The sequence below is a fragment of the Paenibacillus sp. GCM10012306 genome (assembly GCF_042649265.1).
Classification (GTDB): domain Bacteria; phylum Bacillota; class Bacilli; order Paenibacillales; family Paenibacillaceae; genus Paenibacillus_AQ.
The window spans coordinates 234,619-249,800 of record NZ_JBHRYW010000009.1 but is presented as its reverse complement, the minus strand read 5'-3'; the positions used below and the strand labels follow the sequence as shown (position 1 = coordinate 249,800).

The 15,182-nt window shown below is 49.7% G+C and carries 7 protein-coding genes; 5 read left to right on the top strand and 2 right to left on the bottom strand.

The annotated features are described in order from the left end of the window. The first annotated feature begins 13 nt into the window (after window positions 1-13). Entirely contained in the window at window positions 14-913 is a 900-nt protein-coding gene (locus ACFORK_RS20235; RefSeq protein ID WP_379202309.1) for an ABC transporter substrate-binding protein, read from the top strand. Window positions 914-1,867: 954 nt separating this feature from the next. Here the strand turns inward: ACFORK_RS20235 and ACFORK_RS20230 are convergent. Then, window positions 1,868-2,539, bottom strand: a complete 672-nt coding sequence (locus ACFORK_RS20230; RefSeq protein WP_379202306.1) for an O-methyltransferase — start codon at window positions 2,537-2,539, stop codon at window positions 1,868-1,870. A gap of 139 nt (window positions 2,540-2,678) precedes the next feature. On the opposite strand from ACFORK_RS20230, the gene ACFORK_RS20225 reads away from it, so the two are divergent. The 4 genes from ACFORK_RS20225 (at window position 2,679) to ACFORK_RS20210 (ending at window position 5,299) form a co-directional block, all read left to right on the top strand. Beyond that, complete coding sequence (locus ACFORK_RS20225) at window positions 2,679-3,575, top strand: LysR family transcriptional regulator (protein WP_379202304.1); 897 nt, start codon at window positions 2,679-2,681, stop codon at window positions 3,573-3,575. An 81-nt stretch (window positions 3,576-3,656) separates the two neighbouring features. Beyond that, complete coding sequence (locus ACFORK_RS20220; protein WP_379202302.1) at window positions 3,657-4,076, top strand: MarR family winged helix-turn-helix transcriptional regulator; 420 nt, start codon at window positions 3,657-3,659, stop codon at window positions 4,074-4,076. A gap of 261 nt (window positions 4,077-4,337) precedes the next feature. Further along, window positions 4,338-4,991 (top strand): hypothetical protein, encoded by a 654-nt coding sequence (locus ACFORK_RS20215; protein WP_379202300.1) that lies wholly within the window; start codon window positions 4,338-4,340, stop codon window positions 4,989-4,991. Beyond that, entirely contained in the window at window positions 4,991-5,299 is a 309-nt protein-coding gene (locus ACFORK_RS20210; RefSeq protein WP_379202298.1) for a hypothetical protein, read from the top strand. Before ACFORK_RS20215 ends, ACFORK_RS20210 begins: the two co-directional genes overlap by 1 nt. Before the next feature lie 74 nt (window positions 5,300-5,373). Here the strand turns inward: ACFORK_RS20210 and ACFORK_RS20205 are convergent, their stop codons facing one another. Further along, on the bottom strand, window positions 5,374-14,928 hold the full coding sequence (locus ACFORK_RS20205; protein WP_379202295.1) for a hemoblobin-interacting domain-containing protein: 9,555 nt from the start codon (window positions 14,926-14,928) through the stop codon (window positions 5,374-5,376). Window positions 14,929-15,182 lie beyond the last annotated feature (254 nt).

The following is a 15,182-nucleotide window of genomic DNA, read 5'->3' as shown; positions in this document are numbered from 1 at the left end:
AGGGGGAATTGAGATGAAAAAGAAATCAAGTTTGTTGCTGCTCACACTAATCATTGCTTTAACGAGTATTGTTGCCGGTTGCGGGGACGGGTCCTCCAAGAAGAAGGTTGTGGTGGGTTCCAAGAACTTTACCGAATCGCTCATACTGGGCGAAATGTATGCATTAGTACTTGAGAATGCCGGCATCAAAGTGGATCGCAAGCTTAACCTTGGCGGGACGTTGATCGCGCATGAAGCACTCAAAAAAGGCGATATCGATGTATATCCAGAGTACACAGGCACAGCCCTGCAGAACATCTTGAATGAAAAGCCGCTCACAGATCCTAAGCAGGTGTTCGATCTTGTCTCAGACTATTATAAGAAGGAATTTAACCTGGTCTGGTTAGCGCCATCCCAAGCCAATAACACTCAGGCAATAGCCATATCTCGCTCCGCCTCCGAGAAATACGGAATCACAACTCTCTCAGAACTGCAAGCCAAAGCAGGCGAGATTAACTTCGCCGGTGTACCTGAGTTCGAGGAACGTGAGGATGGATTGCTTGGAATGAATCGTGTATATGGTGATTTCAAATTCAAGAGCCTTAAGCTTTTCGATTATGGTGTCAAATATCGTGTAGTATTGAATGATGAAGCTCAAGCTACTATGGCCTTTGGAACAGACGGCGAACTGCTTAACCCGGATTTGGTGGTTCTAAAGGATGATAAACATTTATGGCCTCCATATAATGTTGCCCCGGTTATCCGTCAAGAAACTTTAGATCAGGATAAAGAAATTAGCACGTTGCTGGATGCAATATCCGCGAAGCTGGATGATAAAACCATGCAGAAATTGAATGGCGAAGTAGATATTAATAAGCAGGAATACAAAGATGTAGCCAAGCAGTTCCTTAAAGATTCTGGGCTGATTAAATAAAACAAAAAACAGCAGCTTTCCCCGGAGTGCAAGTAGCGGGATGAGCTGCTGTTTTTTAGTTATATATGCCAGTCACATAAGCAAGTTATATATGCCAGTTATATATGCCGAACAAAAGAAATTAACAAAAAGCTAGGATGAGCGAACGGGAAGTTTGGAACTGTAGGCGCAAAGCGCTCGCCTGAAAACTTTCTATAGGAAATATAAGTTGGAAGCCTTCTTTACTTCCATGTGGATTTCTTTGGACGGCAATCTTTGATGTTTGGCGGCAATCTTTGATGTTTGGCGGCAATCTTTGATGATTTCAACGAAAAAAGCTAGCAACGGAACATAGACTGTCAACAGATTCCAACCTATGGCGGTATATCCCCCTTCACCAGTTGTCTTAACAGTGAAAAAGAGCGGCCACCTCCTCAACTAAGTGCAATTTTGCACCTTATTTTTCTTAAATATCGTTAAATGATACAAATAAGTGCAATTCTGCACCTTATTTTTCGAAAAATCTCGCTTAAACGGGTATTCTGGAAGATTTAAGGTACAATATTGCACTTAATCTCCATTAATCCTTAGCTGCAGAGAATTTAAGGTGCAAAAATGCCCTTAATTACACTTCGAGACTTCTTATATAAACAAGCTTTCTTTTTTCTTGGCTACGTTTGTTATTTAATGCGTTCTATAAAGCTTGTTTGTTAGCCCGTTGGTTAGTTTGTTAGTTTGTTAGTTTGTTGCTCGTTGCTCGTTGCTCGTTGCTCGTTGCTCGTTGCTCGTTGCTCGTTGCTCGTTGCTTGTTGCTCGTTACTTGTTACTTGTTGCTTGTTGCTTGTTGCTTGTTGCTTATTGCGTGTTGCTTATTGCTCGTTGCTCGTTGCTCGTTGCTCGTTGCTTGTTGCTTGTTGCTTATTGCTTGTTGCTTATTGCTTGTTACTTGTTGCTTGTGAGTTTAAGCGACTTCGTTTAGCTCTTTACCACACCGAGGATAAATCCATCATATCCCTTGCTGCCTACGGTCTGTAGTGCAGTCGCATCGATTCGTGGTTCGGCGGACAATAAATCTACGAATTGGCGAATCCCTTGCACACGATCATCCACGCTGTCTCCGTTCACAACTTCACCCTCACGAACCACATTATCGGCAATGATAACCGCGCCCGGGCTTGCCAACTGCAACGCCCACTGCAAGTAATGGGGATTGTTTGGCTTGTCAGCATCTATGAAAATAAAATCAAATGGCTCTACGCCTTGAGCCTCCAATGCAGCCAAGGATTCCAGTGCAGGTCCTTCGATAACCTGTACCTTGTCAGCCAATCCTGCCGCCCGCAGGTTATCCTCAGCGACTTGCACATGCAGATGTTCAAACTCCAGTGACACCAGCTTTCCCTCAGCAGGTAACGCCCGAGCCAGCCAGATGGTGCTGTAACCGCCCAACGTTCCGATCTCCAAAATGCGTTTAGCCCCCTTCATGCGGGCCAGTAGATGCAGCAGTTTCCCCTGATTCGGCGCCACATCAATGGCCGGTAGACCGGCTCCTGAGTTGGCAGACAGCACGGCATCAAGCACGTGATCTGCAGCCAGCAGCTTGCTGTTGAAATACTCATCCACTTCGCTCCATCTCTGTGTTCTTCCCATTGTTTTATTCCTCCTCATAATTATTGAATCACGTATTTGTCTTGTTTCTGATTACAGTTTATGATGAATGAAATCATAATTCTAATATATGTTTTTAACCCATTCATAATTTCTAGTTATATAAGGAGTGGCAGACAGGATGAATATACATGCGCTCAGGCTGTTCTACTATGTCGCAGAGACTGGCAGTGTGACAAAGGCAGCGGCCAAACTCAGAATCAGCCAACCTGCGGTTACAAGCCAGATCAAGAAGTTCGAGAAGGATCTCGGACTTCCCCTGTTCACGCCGAGCGGGCGAGGCGTATCCTTGACTCCCTTTGGCATGGAGCTGGCGAAGCAGGCCGGGAATTTTTTTACGTATGAGGAACAGATTGATAAATTTATTGAGGATTACAGGCAGGGGCGAATCGGCAAAATCCGTATTGCGGCTACGTATCTTCCGGCAAACTTCCTGATTCCCGGCTGGGCCGCCCGCTTCAAAGCCCGTTATAACCAGATTGAGGTCGTCATCACAACCACGAACTCGCGGCAAGCTTTTGAACAGTTGAACCGGCACGAGGCAGATGTAGCCATTTATGGGGGCGGCTTGGAGGGCAGGCCGGAGAATATGGACTGGGTGGAGCTTTTTGAAGATGAGCTATGGTTTGTCGTGTCTCCTTCCCATCCCTTTGCCAATCGTTCGGTGACCCTGGCTGAGATGATGAAGGAACCGTTTATCATGCGTGAAGAAGGAAGTTCAACGCGGGAGCGGTTATTTTCCCTGTGCAGGACCTATGATCTGAAGCCACCGCAGGTGGCGCTGCAATTCAACGGTCTCAACGAGGCGATCCGATCGGTGATGGCGGGTTACGGGGCGAACTTTGTCTCCTCATTGGTCGTTCGTGAGTACGTCGAGCGCGGGCTACTGGCCAGGGTATGGGTGGAAGACATTCATCTCACTAACAATCTCGCGATCTGTACCCGCAGTAATGAGCAACAACCGGCGATTGTTCAGCAGTTCATAGAAATCTGCAAGCAGTATCCTACGGAAGTTTAGATTTACAATGGCTTGACAACAAAGTTATAGCTTCTATATATTTTAGTAACTATAAGAATATGGCCGAATTGGAGTGGGCTTATGAGTGCTAAAACAAACAAGGACCAAGCCATCCATGCTGTTATGGATACCATGGCTAGCGTGCAGCGGAGTTCCCAGGCTTTTATTGAAAAAATAACCTCACCAGAATCGCTGACACAAAATCAAATCATGCTGCTATTTCAGCTTCAACTGACCGGGAGCCTGAATATTACGGATATAGCAGAACGCTTCATTATCACACCCGGAGCGGCTTCCTTCATGTGCAATAAGCTAGAAGATGATGGCCTGATTGAAAGAGTTCGTACCAAGGAAGACCGCAGAGTGGTCCATATTGTGATTACGACTCAGGGAGAGCAGCGAGTCCGGCAACTTTTTGACAGGTTCGATAAGGAAGAACTAGATCGAATCGCCTTAACGCTGCAGAAGGTCCATGAGCTGATGAAAGGCATTGTAGATTAGTTCTCTAACCTTGCTCAGATTCCTCCGGTTGCTATTCTGCTCGGGATAAGCAGCCCGGAGGTTTTCTTTTTTAGAGAATGATCATAGAAGATGTCAAGATATTAGGTACAGCAAAAGCACTGCACTGTGTGGATTTAAGGCACGCGGCAGTGCTTTTTTTGGCATGCCTATGATCAAAATAACATTATATTGAATATATATTATAATTGTTATATATTTTAATAATTAAAATAAATTATCGCATAGGTGGTGAAGCATAAGATGCACGATGACATACCGTCTGAACCTGCATTTAGTCAGCCCCCACTAAAGGTGAAGGGATCACTCCTGCAAAGAGACGATATTGTGGCTGCCTCGGTGGAAGTGCTGGGAGCCCTGACTGCCCGAGGGAGCATTACAACAGCAAGGTTGAAGGTCTCTGGCGAATGCTCCGTTGCGAATGCCTGCGTTGCACATCAAGTCAAGAACCTTGGAAGTTTACGGGTGCGCAGTCTTCAATCTGAGGAGATTAGTTCATCCGGTTATTTGTCCGTAACACAGGAGACGACAACGGGATCTCTTTATGCCGAAGGTGCAGTGCGGATGAAGTCGTTAACAGCCAGATATTCCATAGAAATCCGTCTGGGGAATACATGTTCAATTGATACGATGAGCGCAGACGGAGAAATATCGATCCTTCTATCATCCACCCCATTCAGCTTCCTGATGGGACCATTGCGTAAAATGAACTGCGGCACCATTACAGGAACCACGATCAGGTTGGAGCGAACCACGGCTGATCTGGTCTTTGGCGAGGACGTCTCTATTGGGCCGGGCTGCGTTATTCAGGAACTTCATTACAGCAAGAGGCTGACGGTAGATTCTAAATCAGAAGTTAAAAAGGTAGTATTCCTACCTGACAGGGAGGCGACGTGATGAGCAGCAGTACCTATTCCAAAGCTAGCCTGTTAAAACTTACGATCAAAAGTTTCTTGGTCCTCTTCTGTGTTCCCATTCTCAGTGTTTGGACGGTGGGGAGCCTACTATGTGCAGCAATCGCCATGGTCGCTGCCCTGCTGGGGCTTTTTGGCTGGAACGGTATCGCGATGAACATCTACCCCGGGTATGCCTTGCCTGGAATTCTTGGCTTTCCAGTCGGCCTGCTACTCGCTTTCCTGCTGATTTTGTCTTTCTACTACACTCGACGATTCTTGAAAAGGTCCATACAGTTTATTAAATCCTGAGCATCGGATCTCTCAGCGGCCTTAAAAAAGGCCAACCAGCAAAATCGCTGATTGGCCTTCTTCTGTAAAGATACTTAGTGTTGTGGAACACCATACACTGCAAATTCCCATAATGAATATCCGTAAGGCAGAGCACGCTTCGTACCTACCAAGCGTACATGCCGAGCCTGAACGTCTTGAAGTGGAAGTTTCTCCACACCGCCAGGTCCATTGTCTGTAGAATATACGGTTTGCCAGTCTCCATCCCCTGGCTGTGCCGCAGTGGAGACTTCAATACGGTAACCTTTGGCGTATGCTCCTTCCCAGTTCAGTTCAATCCCGCTCAGGAGATAGATTGCCTCCAGGTCCACGGCGATCCAGTGATCGTCAGAATGTTCCGATTCCCAGCGCGTACCCGTGTTACCGTCAAAAGCTAAAGCTGCAGGAGTAAGTGCTGCAGATGAACTCGCCGTTTTGTGAAGCGCTACGTTCACGGCAGTTGAAGGTTGTGCCTTGAGCGTCTGAACGACACTTGCATCTGTATAACCCGCCGCTGATACTGTGATCGTATAATCCTTGGCTTGGGTAAATACAGTAGGCTCAAATGAAAGAGTACCTGCTGCAACCGTATACCCTTGTGTCAAAGCGACTCCGTCTATTTTCACCGATGATATGGCTCCCCGCCAAGCAACATTATCTGCAAAACTCACCGTAATGTGCTGACCGACAATATTGTCAGAGGCATTCGCCGTCAGAACCGGAGCCGTCTTCACTTCCGGCTGACCGGGGCCTTCCGGTCCTTCAGGTTCTCCGCCTCCCTCTCGGGTGCCATACACCTCAAATTCCCATAAAGAATATCCGTACGGTGTCCCGCGTGTAGTTCCAAACAGTCTGACATGACGCGCTTCCACACCGTTCAATGTGATTTCTTCCTGACCTCCGATACCGTTCTCCTTGGTGTATACATCTTTCCAGTCCCCTTCACCGGGAACCGCCACCGTAGAAGTTTGAATCCGGTAAGCCTTGCCGAATGCGCCTTCCCAGCTCAGTACAATACTCTCCAGTTTGGAGACAGCACCAAGATCAACGGCGATCCATTGCGGGTCCGTAGCATCGGACTCCCAGCGGGACTGAGCATTGCCGTCAAAAGCGTTACCTGCCGGCTGCTTCGCACTGGAGGCTGTGGCTTGTTTATGGAGTGCCAAATTCTCCGCGTTGGTCTTGATTTTCTGTATCACAGTGGCATCAGCATAGCTTGTAGCCGAGACTGAAATTGTATAGCTGCCCGCGCTAGGGAACAGTCCAGCATTTAGCACTATTGCCCCCGCACTAACAGTGTACTGATCCTTGGCAACAACAACATTATTGATCTTCACCTGCCGGATGGCCTCCCGCCATACCGCGTTGTCCGCAAAACGGAGTGTAATCGGAGTGCCAACCTTGTTATCTGTTGTATTTTCCGCGATTACCGGCGAAGCCTTCACTTCCCTGATCGCCACATCGTCGATAAAAATACTATGCTCCTTACCGTTTGTCGTGCCATCCACATTACCAAGCAGATAAATCAGCTTCAGCGTCGTTGCGCTACCCGGATTAATCGCAGCCTTATACACGGCTTCACGATCTCCGTTGATCTTGTAAGTGAGCTTATTGTTACCTGCATAGCCGTTCAGTTCAACAACGATTGGACGATCTAGCGTAGACCACGCTTTGAAGCTAAGTTCATATGCCTTTCCGCCTTCCAGCTTGATGCCTTCCTGTATCAGCTGGGTTGACCAGCTAAAAGGAACTTTCCATTCGTTGTCGTTGCCGCCGTCATAATGGATATCAATCTTGGAGACTCCGTCTACAACGTTCCAGTCAGACCAATCGGCAGCACCCTTCCAGACATCCCAATGTTCTTTCCCATTAGACATGGAACCATTGTAGACGAGGTTGCCATCACCGCTGAATAAGGCCTGTTTAACAGTAGCTGGAGCGTAGCCATCCGCTTCTACCGTAATCGTGTAATTGCCGTCTGTCTCAAAAAGCTCCGCTGCCAGCGTCAAACGATCGCCAGAGGCCGTATACTTACTTGCCGGAACGACTCTCTCTCCAATCTTCACAGCTTGGATAGCCTGGCTCCAGGCTTCCGCTCCCGTATAAGCAATTACCACCGGTGCGCCCACAACATTGCCCGTCCGGCTCGGTACCAGTGTCGGTGGACGTTTGACTGGCGCGTCCTTGATCTCGAACACAACGTTACTAATCACAATATCGTGAATAGCAGATGGGCTGGACGTGGTCTTGCCCAGAATGAACTTCAACGCAACCAGATCATCTGATCCAGCTCTGAAGGTATATGCAAAATGCTTCGTTTCCGGAGTCAGATCAATCAGTCCGGTCTCAAAGCGCCGGGTGTAGCTTCCATTCTCCAGCGACGCTTCGATATTTCGGGCAACCGAGGAACTGGCGTCAAAGGACAGCACATATTCGAGGCCCTTCGACAGCGGCAAGCCGGATTGGTTCAACATCACATTCCAGGCTTCGCCTCCGGGATTGGATACTGTGATCTTGGCCTTTCCACCTTCACCAGAGAACGTCGCTGCACCGCCTTGAACGAATGGTTCCCAGCCTTCCAGACCTAGCGCGAAGTCACCGTTAACCAGCGGGAACAGCTTCACGCCCGAGTAGTCCACATTATTATTGGTCGTACGGATGAGGCGGACATTGTCGAGTGTGACATTTTCCAGCTCCCCGCCAAGGCCGAAAGCCAGCATCGCTTCTATATCTGTTGTTCCAGCAGGCATCGTGAATTCAAGCGTATAGGTCTTGATATCCGGTGTCAGATCATAGCTTTGCTCCGCATAGACCTTACCGCCGTCCTTACTAAGCAATGAAGTCTTCAAGCTTCTGTCCGCTACTGCTTTGGCATCGAATGTCAGCTTATAGCTATCCCGCTGCAACAGATTGATCCCCTTCTGTGTAAGCTGGATATCGTCTGGCTTCGAACCCGGACTGCTTATCGAGACTTCCAGTTCTTTGGCTACAGGGTCTACCGACGCCTGAGCGGACGCGCCATTCTTCGCTGCAAAATCCCAGAAAATCATCCGGTCCATCTTTCCAAGCTCAAATCCGCCATTGTATACATGATCACCGTTATCCAGCGGCGTCTTGGGCGCATTCAGGTCAACCAGCATTTCTGTCTCTTCCACCTTGACGTTGCCAATCCATACTGGAAGCGTGCTTTGGCCCATATTGAATTCCAGTCGCGCCCCAAGATCAGTATTCTCCGTCATTTGGAAAATAAAGCTGTAATTCTCCGGCTGTTCCTTCAGTGCCGCAGAGAACACATCAGAGTATGCCGCCCATGCTCTGTCAGCTCCGCCGGACAGCTTGACGTTCAGGTTCCGGGCTGCGCCCGCCTTCGCATCAAAGCTCACTTTGTAATAGTGGCCGGAGACCAGAGAGACCTTCTGGATCATCTGCACCGAGTAATCGTTATTGCCTCCGGCGGTGATGTTCATCTTGGCATAAGGTGTCCCATTGATAGACTCGACACTCGCTGTTGCCGCCCCTCCTGTTCCAGTTACTGCGTTCCAATATAAAGGATCAAGAGTACCGTCAGGGGTAATCGCATTGAACCCCTTCGTGTAGGCAGTATCGTATACATAGTTTCCATCAATTGCTTTCTTGGCATTGTCCGGAATAGGCTCCTTGATCAGTTCAGGCTCCACTGGAGTCTTGTAATCCCGACCTGTCAGCTCATAGACACGAACATAGTCCACTAGCATTTGTGCAGGCAGCTTTGAGGAAGGCGGTTCCACACCACCATCATAGTTGCCGCCAACAGCCAAATTGAGAATCATGTAAAACGGCTCGTCGAACGGTGCCGGATAAGCATTTTTCTCCGGTTGTCCTGAGCTCCAGCTGTACCAGTTACTTTCCTTGAAGAAAAGAACACCATCTACATACCAGCGGATTTCTCCCGGCTCCCATTCAACCGCATAGGTGTGGAAATCCGTGAAGGATTCCCCCGCCGGGAAAGTATAATGTCCCCCGCTAGCCTTGTTGTTGGGACTGCTCTTTCCATAGTGAATTGTGCCGTCCACGACATTCGGAACCCGGCCGCGCGCTTCCATAATATCGATCTCGCCGGAAGACGCCCAAGTGCCGTACGCCTGATCCTTTGGCATCATCCAGAAGGCCGGCCACAGTCCCTGGCCTTCCGGAAGTTTGATCCGGGCCTCGAATTTTCCATAAGCCTTCGCAAAGGTAGGATTGGTCCACAACCGGCCCGAGGTATAAGGCTTACCGCCAACATTCTGCTCCTTCGCCTCGATGATCAAATGACCATCCTTCACCTTAATGTTGTCCTTTTGATAATACTGCTTCTCATTGTTACCCCAGCCGTCGAGACCGAACTCTTGGCCAGTTCCGTTCTGATAAGCCCATTTGCTCAAATCCACGCCGTTAGTGTCCAGCTGCGTACCGGTGCCGGAGAATTCATCATTCCAGACCAGGGTCCACTCGCTTTCTCCCACAATACTCTGAGTCACGGACACAGGCTCAAAGCCTGCTGCCTTGACTGTCACTGTATATTCTCCTGTATGCTCGAAAACAGTCGCATTCAGTGTCAGCACTCCTGCTGCCAACGTGTATGCGGAATCCGGCAGACGGACATTGTTCACCAATACCTCGGTGACAGCCGTTCTCCAGGCAGCGAGATCAGCAAAAGTAAGCTGAATTGGCACTCCTGGTTGATTGGCTGATGCATCCGGGGACAGCACAGGTCCTTTAGGCAAGGAAATATCATTACCTTCTTGCGCTTTCTCTCCCGTTGCAGCCTTCGCCCCTTTCACCTCAAGGCGAACCGTATCCAAATAAACTTTATGCGCTGCAAGTTCTTCTCCGTTAACCTTTCCAAGAAGGAACTTGAGGGCTCCTATACTGTTGCCCTTCATTGTGAACTCCAGGCTATAATGCTGAGTGGATGCATCCAGTGCCACCTTCTCATTGAGGAAACGGACATTGTCTGCACTCTCGACTACTGCTTCAATACTCCGCGGCAGCGTCGATCTCGCGAAGAAGGACAACACATAGGTTTTGCCTTTCTCCAGAGGTTTGTCACCCTGCATCAGCATAATGTCCCATGGATTGGCCCCCGTCTTGTCAACGGTGATTGTGGCTGCATGCCCGCTGCCGTCAAAGTCGGCTACGGAAGTGCCAGGTTCATACTTGCCCTGCCAGTGGGTATCCCATCCGTTCAATCCATCGGTGAATTCGCCGTTGTTCAGCAGGAAGGCCTTGGCCCGTGCTCCCTTAAGCTCCACCCGAACATTGTCAACGAAGACATCATGCTCGCCAGACGCAGCCAGACCCTCTACCTTCCCTAACAGCATTTTGAAAGAAGCTATCAGATCCGTGGTAACCGGAAGCTCATAAGTAAAGGTCTGCTTTTCCGGAGTCAACCGCACCTTCTGGCTAATATAACGTTCATTGGACGCGTCAACTACGATTTCAACATCCCGGCTCTTAGTCGATCTTGCATCTACCGAGACCGTATAGGTGTTGCCTTTACGCAGCGGGAAATCATTCTGCATCAGCATGACATCCCAAGGGTTATTGCCTTGGCCTGCGATATGGAATTTCAATTCTCCACCTTCCACGGAGAACTTCGTGACCTTATCCCAACCGTCATAACGTCCTTGCACATGCTCGCTCCAGCTTACTGTACCATTGGAGAAATCGCCGTTCTTAAGCGGGAACTGTTCTTCCAAAGGCAGCTCGCCCATGTTGTTATTGGTCAGGCGAAGCATAGAGATATCATCCAGCACAATCGTACCGCTATTGCCGCCGAGCAAGAAAATCAGCTGTCCTTCAAGATCAGTGATGTCCGGCATGTCGAAGGTTACTGTCTTCTCTGCCATCGTTTCCGTCAGAGAGACCGTCCCGGCTTCCAAATAATTTCTCAATCCATCCTTACTGCGAACAGCCACCTTGATCTCACGCGGCACATCCGCTCTTCCTTTAAATGTGATCTGGTATTTGTTATCTGCAATGAGATTCATACCCGACTGGCTTAGCGTTACCGCTTCCGGTTGAACGCCTCCGCCCTTAATGGCTACAGCCAACTCACGGGCCACAGTATCTACTGATGCCGTAGCTACGTTCTTGTCAGCATTAAAGTGCCAGTAAGTCATACGATCCATACGTCCCAGATCAAAGGAACCGTTGTACACATGATTGCCATCGGCCAGCGGCTCTTTGGCCTGATCAGGATAGGCTTCAGGTGCTTCTGTCTCCACCAGCTTCACGTTACCGATCCAGACTGTGGACGGGCTGAGACCCATATTCAATTCCAGACGTGCCAACGGATCTGAATCCTTATCCATCTGGAAAGTCATCTCATAAGACTGTACATCTGTGCCTAATTGAGCCTCTAATACTCTGGAGTAACTACTCCAGCCTCTGTCTGCCCCACCGCTAAGCTTGGCGCTCAAAGTACGGCTGGAAGCAGCTTTGGCATCAAAACTCAGCTTATACCATCTGCCTTTGCCCAGCGTGACATTCTGAATGAGCTGAACTGCATGCACGGCATTACCAGGCTTAGAAATCTCGATTTTGCCAAACTTGCTGCCATTTACAGTATCGGCGCTTATGACACCGTCACCGGCAAAGGTATCCATATGAACGAAATTCCAATACCGGGTATCCAGCTCTACCGAAGAATCCGGCACATTCGTAAACCCTTGCTCATAGCCGGGGTCATACACGTAGCTACCATTGATGGCAGGCTTCGTACCTTCCGGCAGCGCTTCCAAGGAAATGCTCGGTTCAACAGGAGTCTTATACGGTCTTCCGGTCATATCGTACGCACGAACATAATCGACTACCATTTCCGCAGGAAGCTGAGAAGCATCCGGCTCCCGATTACCATCATACGTTCCGCCTACCGCCAGATTCATAATCATATAGAAATCCTGATCAAACGGGGCTGGGAAGGCGTACTTGGCTGGCATATTCTTGCCCCAACTGTCCCAATTGTTGAGAATCTGGTAGACCTCTCCGTCTACATACCAGCGGATCTCACCCGGCTCCCATTCCACGGAATACGTGTGGAAATCCGAAATGTCGGTTCCTTCTGGAAAATGATAGGCTGTTCCTGTGGCCCGGTTGTTCGGCCAACCCTCACCAAAGTGAATTGTACCGTCAACCTCACCTGGTAGACGTCCTCTCACTTCCATGATGTCGAGCTCACCGGAGGAAGCCCACGTGCCATATTTGCTCTCGGTCGGTACCATCCAGAATGCCGGCCATAGTCCCTGGCCTTTGGGAAGCTTGATTCTCGCTTCAAATTTACCATAAGTCTTATTAAAGGTAGGCTCGGTATACAGTCTAGCTGAAGTATACGGCTTGCCTTCGAAGTTTTCCTTCCGAGCTTGAATCACCAGTTTGCCATCTGCTACTTTGACGTTCTCTTTACGGTAATATTGCTGCTCGTTATTGCCCCAATCCGTTAACCCGTATTGAGAACCTGTACCAGTCTGGTATGCCCATTTATCCAAATTCACTCCATTGGTATCCAGATTGGTGCCCTTGCTGTCAAATTCATCACTCCAGGCCAGCGTCCAATCCGTCTTCTCAGATGGATTCTTCAACACTTCCTGCACAACGCTGCTGTCTCTGTATCCGGCAGCTGACACAATAATTTGGTTCTCACCAATACTAAAGGTATCGCCCTTGAATGCGATGCTACCTGCAGCTACTTTGTAGCGTCCGGCATCGAGGGACACGCCATTGACAGTTATTCCGCTGATCGCACTGCGCCATGCGGCTGAATCTACAAAGTTCAGTTCAATGGTCTGGCTAACAAAATTAAACGTCGTATCCGGTGCCAGTACAGGTGGTGCCGTTGTCGGCTGACTTGTTGGCGCTGATGTCGGCGTCGGCTGACTCGATGGCGCTGTCGTCGGTTGACTCGATGGCGCTGCCGTCGGTTGACTTGTCGGCGCCGTCGTCGGCTGACTTGTTGGCGCTGGTGTCGGCGTCGGCTCACTTGTTGGCGCTGTCGTCGGTTGACTCGATGGCGCTGCCGTCGGTTGACTTGTCGGCGCCGTCGTCGGCTGACTTGTTGGTGCTGCCGTCGGCTGACTTGTTGGTGCTGCCGTCGGCTGACTTGTTGGCGCTGTCGTCGGCTGATTTGTTGGTGCTGCCGTCGGCTGATTTGTTGGTGCTGCCGTCGGCTGACTTGTTGGCGCTGTCGTCGGCTGATTTGTTGGTGCTGCCGTCGGCTGACTTGTTGGCGCTGCCGTCGGCTCACTTGTTGGCGCTGTCGTCGGCTGATTTGTTGGTGCTGCCGTCGGCTGACTTGTTGGCGCTGCCGTCGGCTCACTCGTTGGAGCTGCCGTCGGCTGACTGCTTGGCGTTGCGGTCGGTTGACTCGTCGGGGCCGTGGTCGGCTGACTTACCGGCCCCGAAGTCGACTGGCTTGTCGGTGCCGTACTCGGTACGACATTGCCGCGAATGACCGGAGGCTGCGAAGGAGCGCTGCTGCTCTGGGCTGCCTCGCCTAACACACCTTGATCTACTTTTACTCCGCTCTCAATGGGTAACGCTGTATTATTGAGGGTAACAGCTGGAGCCGCGTTACTGATCTCCAGGATCGTACCTTGTGCGTCTATCTCGGTGTTAGCCGCAGAAGAAGTAATGTTTAGTGACTCAATGACAGCATCTTGCCCGACTTCAAGTAGATTTCCAGGCGTAAGAATGTCTATGTCTCCTACCCGGCTGCCATCAGAGATGACAACGCGTACAGGACTCTTTTTCTCAATGAATACTTTCCCTAGCTTAGAATTCTTCAAATAGACACTGAACTGTCCACCACCATTAATATGCACACTGCCCTTTACGGTGGAATGATCCAGGATCAGATCGCCTTCCCCTACACCAGGGGCCACATACAGATCCCCGGCAATATCGGCTCCGGTCAGAGTCACGCCCGGCACATTTACTACAACATTTCCGGTGCTCTTGATTCCAGATACCTTCGTATCCTGTTTGTTCACGATCTGACCCGCCAAGCGGTCCAGCAGTGTCACTGCCTCTGCACGGGTAATTACACTCTGGGGCCGCAGCGTATGATCACCGTATCCGCTTACATAACCGCCAGCCAATAGTCCATCCATGGCTTCACGTGCGTAAGCGCTGACTGCTGCGCCATCCCCAAATCCGGCCAGTGCAGACTCGCCGCTGTGTGGAAGCTGAAATACCCCAGCTAGCATCCGGGCAAATTGCTCCCGGTTCACCTTCTGCTCCGGCTTGAAGCTTCCGTCCGGATAGCCTGAGATATAACCTGCCGCTTTGGCTGCAGATACCGTATTTGCATACCAGGCGTTCTCTTTCACATCACTGAAGCTCCCGGCCGAAGGCACCGTAATGCCAAACAGCTTGTTAACGAGCGACGCAGCCTCTGCCCGAGTTAAAGCTTCATCCGGTCGCAAGGTGCCGTCTGGGTATCCGTGGATCAACCCTTTTTCTACCCATGAGGCCAGCGTTCCCTCGGCCCAATGAGCTACGGAAGCGGTTTCGTTTTTGGCCGCAAAAGCAGCCGGAAGATTGCTGAACAACATCAGAAAACATAACACCAGTGAGATTCCTTTTTTACTCAATTCCTGTAAACCTCCTTTTGTCTTAACATGATACCGCTTTCAATGTCTGCTAAACCAGACTGCACAGATTCTTTCCTCCGCGCTCTCGTCTCGCACTGCTGCGCCCGATCCAAGCGGCTGAATAACTCTATGCTAGCGTATACAGCACCAGACTTCCATTACACAAAATAACGAAAGCTATACAATATTAACGGTTTTAGATATTATCATCCGCAAAAAAACCTGCAGTCCCCTATTATAAGAGAAGGCAGGTT

Excerpts from the sequence above, each read along its gene's own strand:
- ACFORK_RS20235 (WP_379202309.1), top strand. The coding sequence starts at position 14 with ATGAAAAAGAAATCAAGTTTGTTGCTGCTCACACTAATCATTGCTTTA.
- ACFORK_RS20220 (WP_379202302.1), top strand. The coding sequence starts at position 3,657 with ATGAGTGCTAAAACAAACAAGGACCAAGCCATCCATGCTGTTATGGAT.
- ACFORK_RS20210 (WP_379202298.1), top strand. The coding sequence starts at position 4,991 with ATGAGCAGCAGTACCTATTCCAAAGCTAGCCTGTTAAAACTTACGATC.
- ACFORK_RS20215 (WP_379202300.1), top strand. The coding sequence starts at position 4,338 with ATGCACGATGACATACCGTCTGAACCTGCATTTAGTCAGCCCCCACTA.
- ACFORK_RS20230 (WP_379202306.1), bottom strand. The coding sequence starts at position 2,539 with ATGGGAAGAACACAGAGATGGAGCGAAGTGGATGAGTATTTCAACAGC.
- ACFORK_RS20225 (WP_379202304.1), top strand. The coding sequence starts at position 2,679 with ATGAATATACATGCGCTCAGGCTGTTCTACTATGTCGCAGAGACTGGC.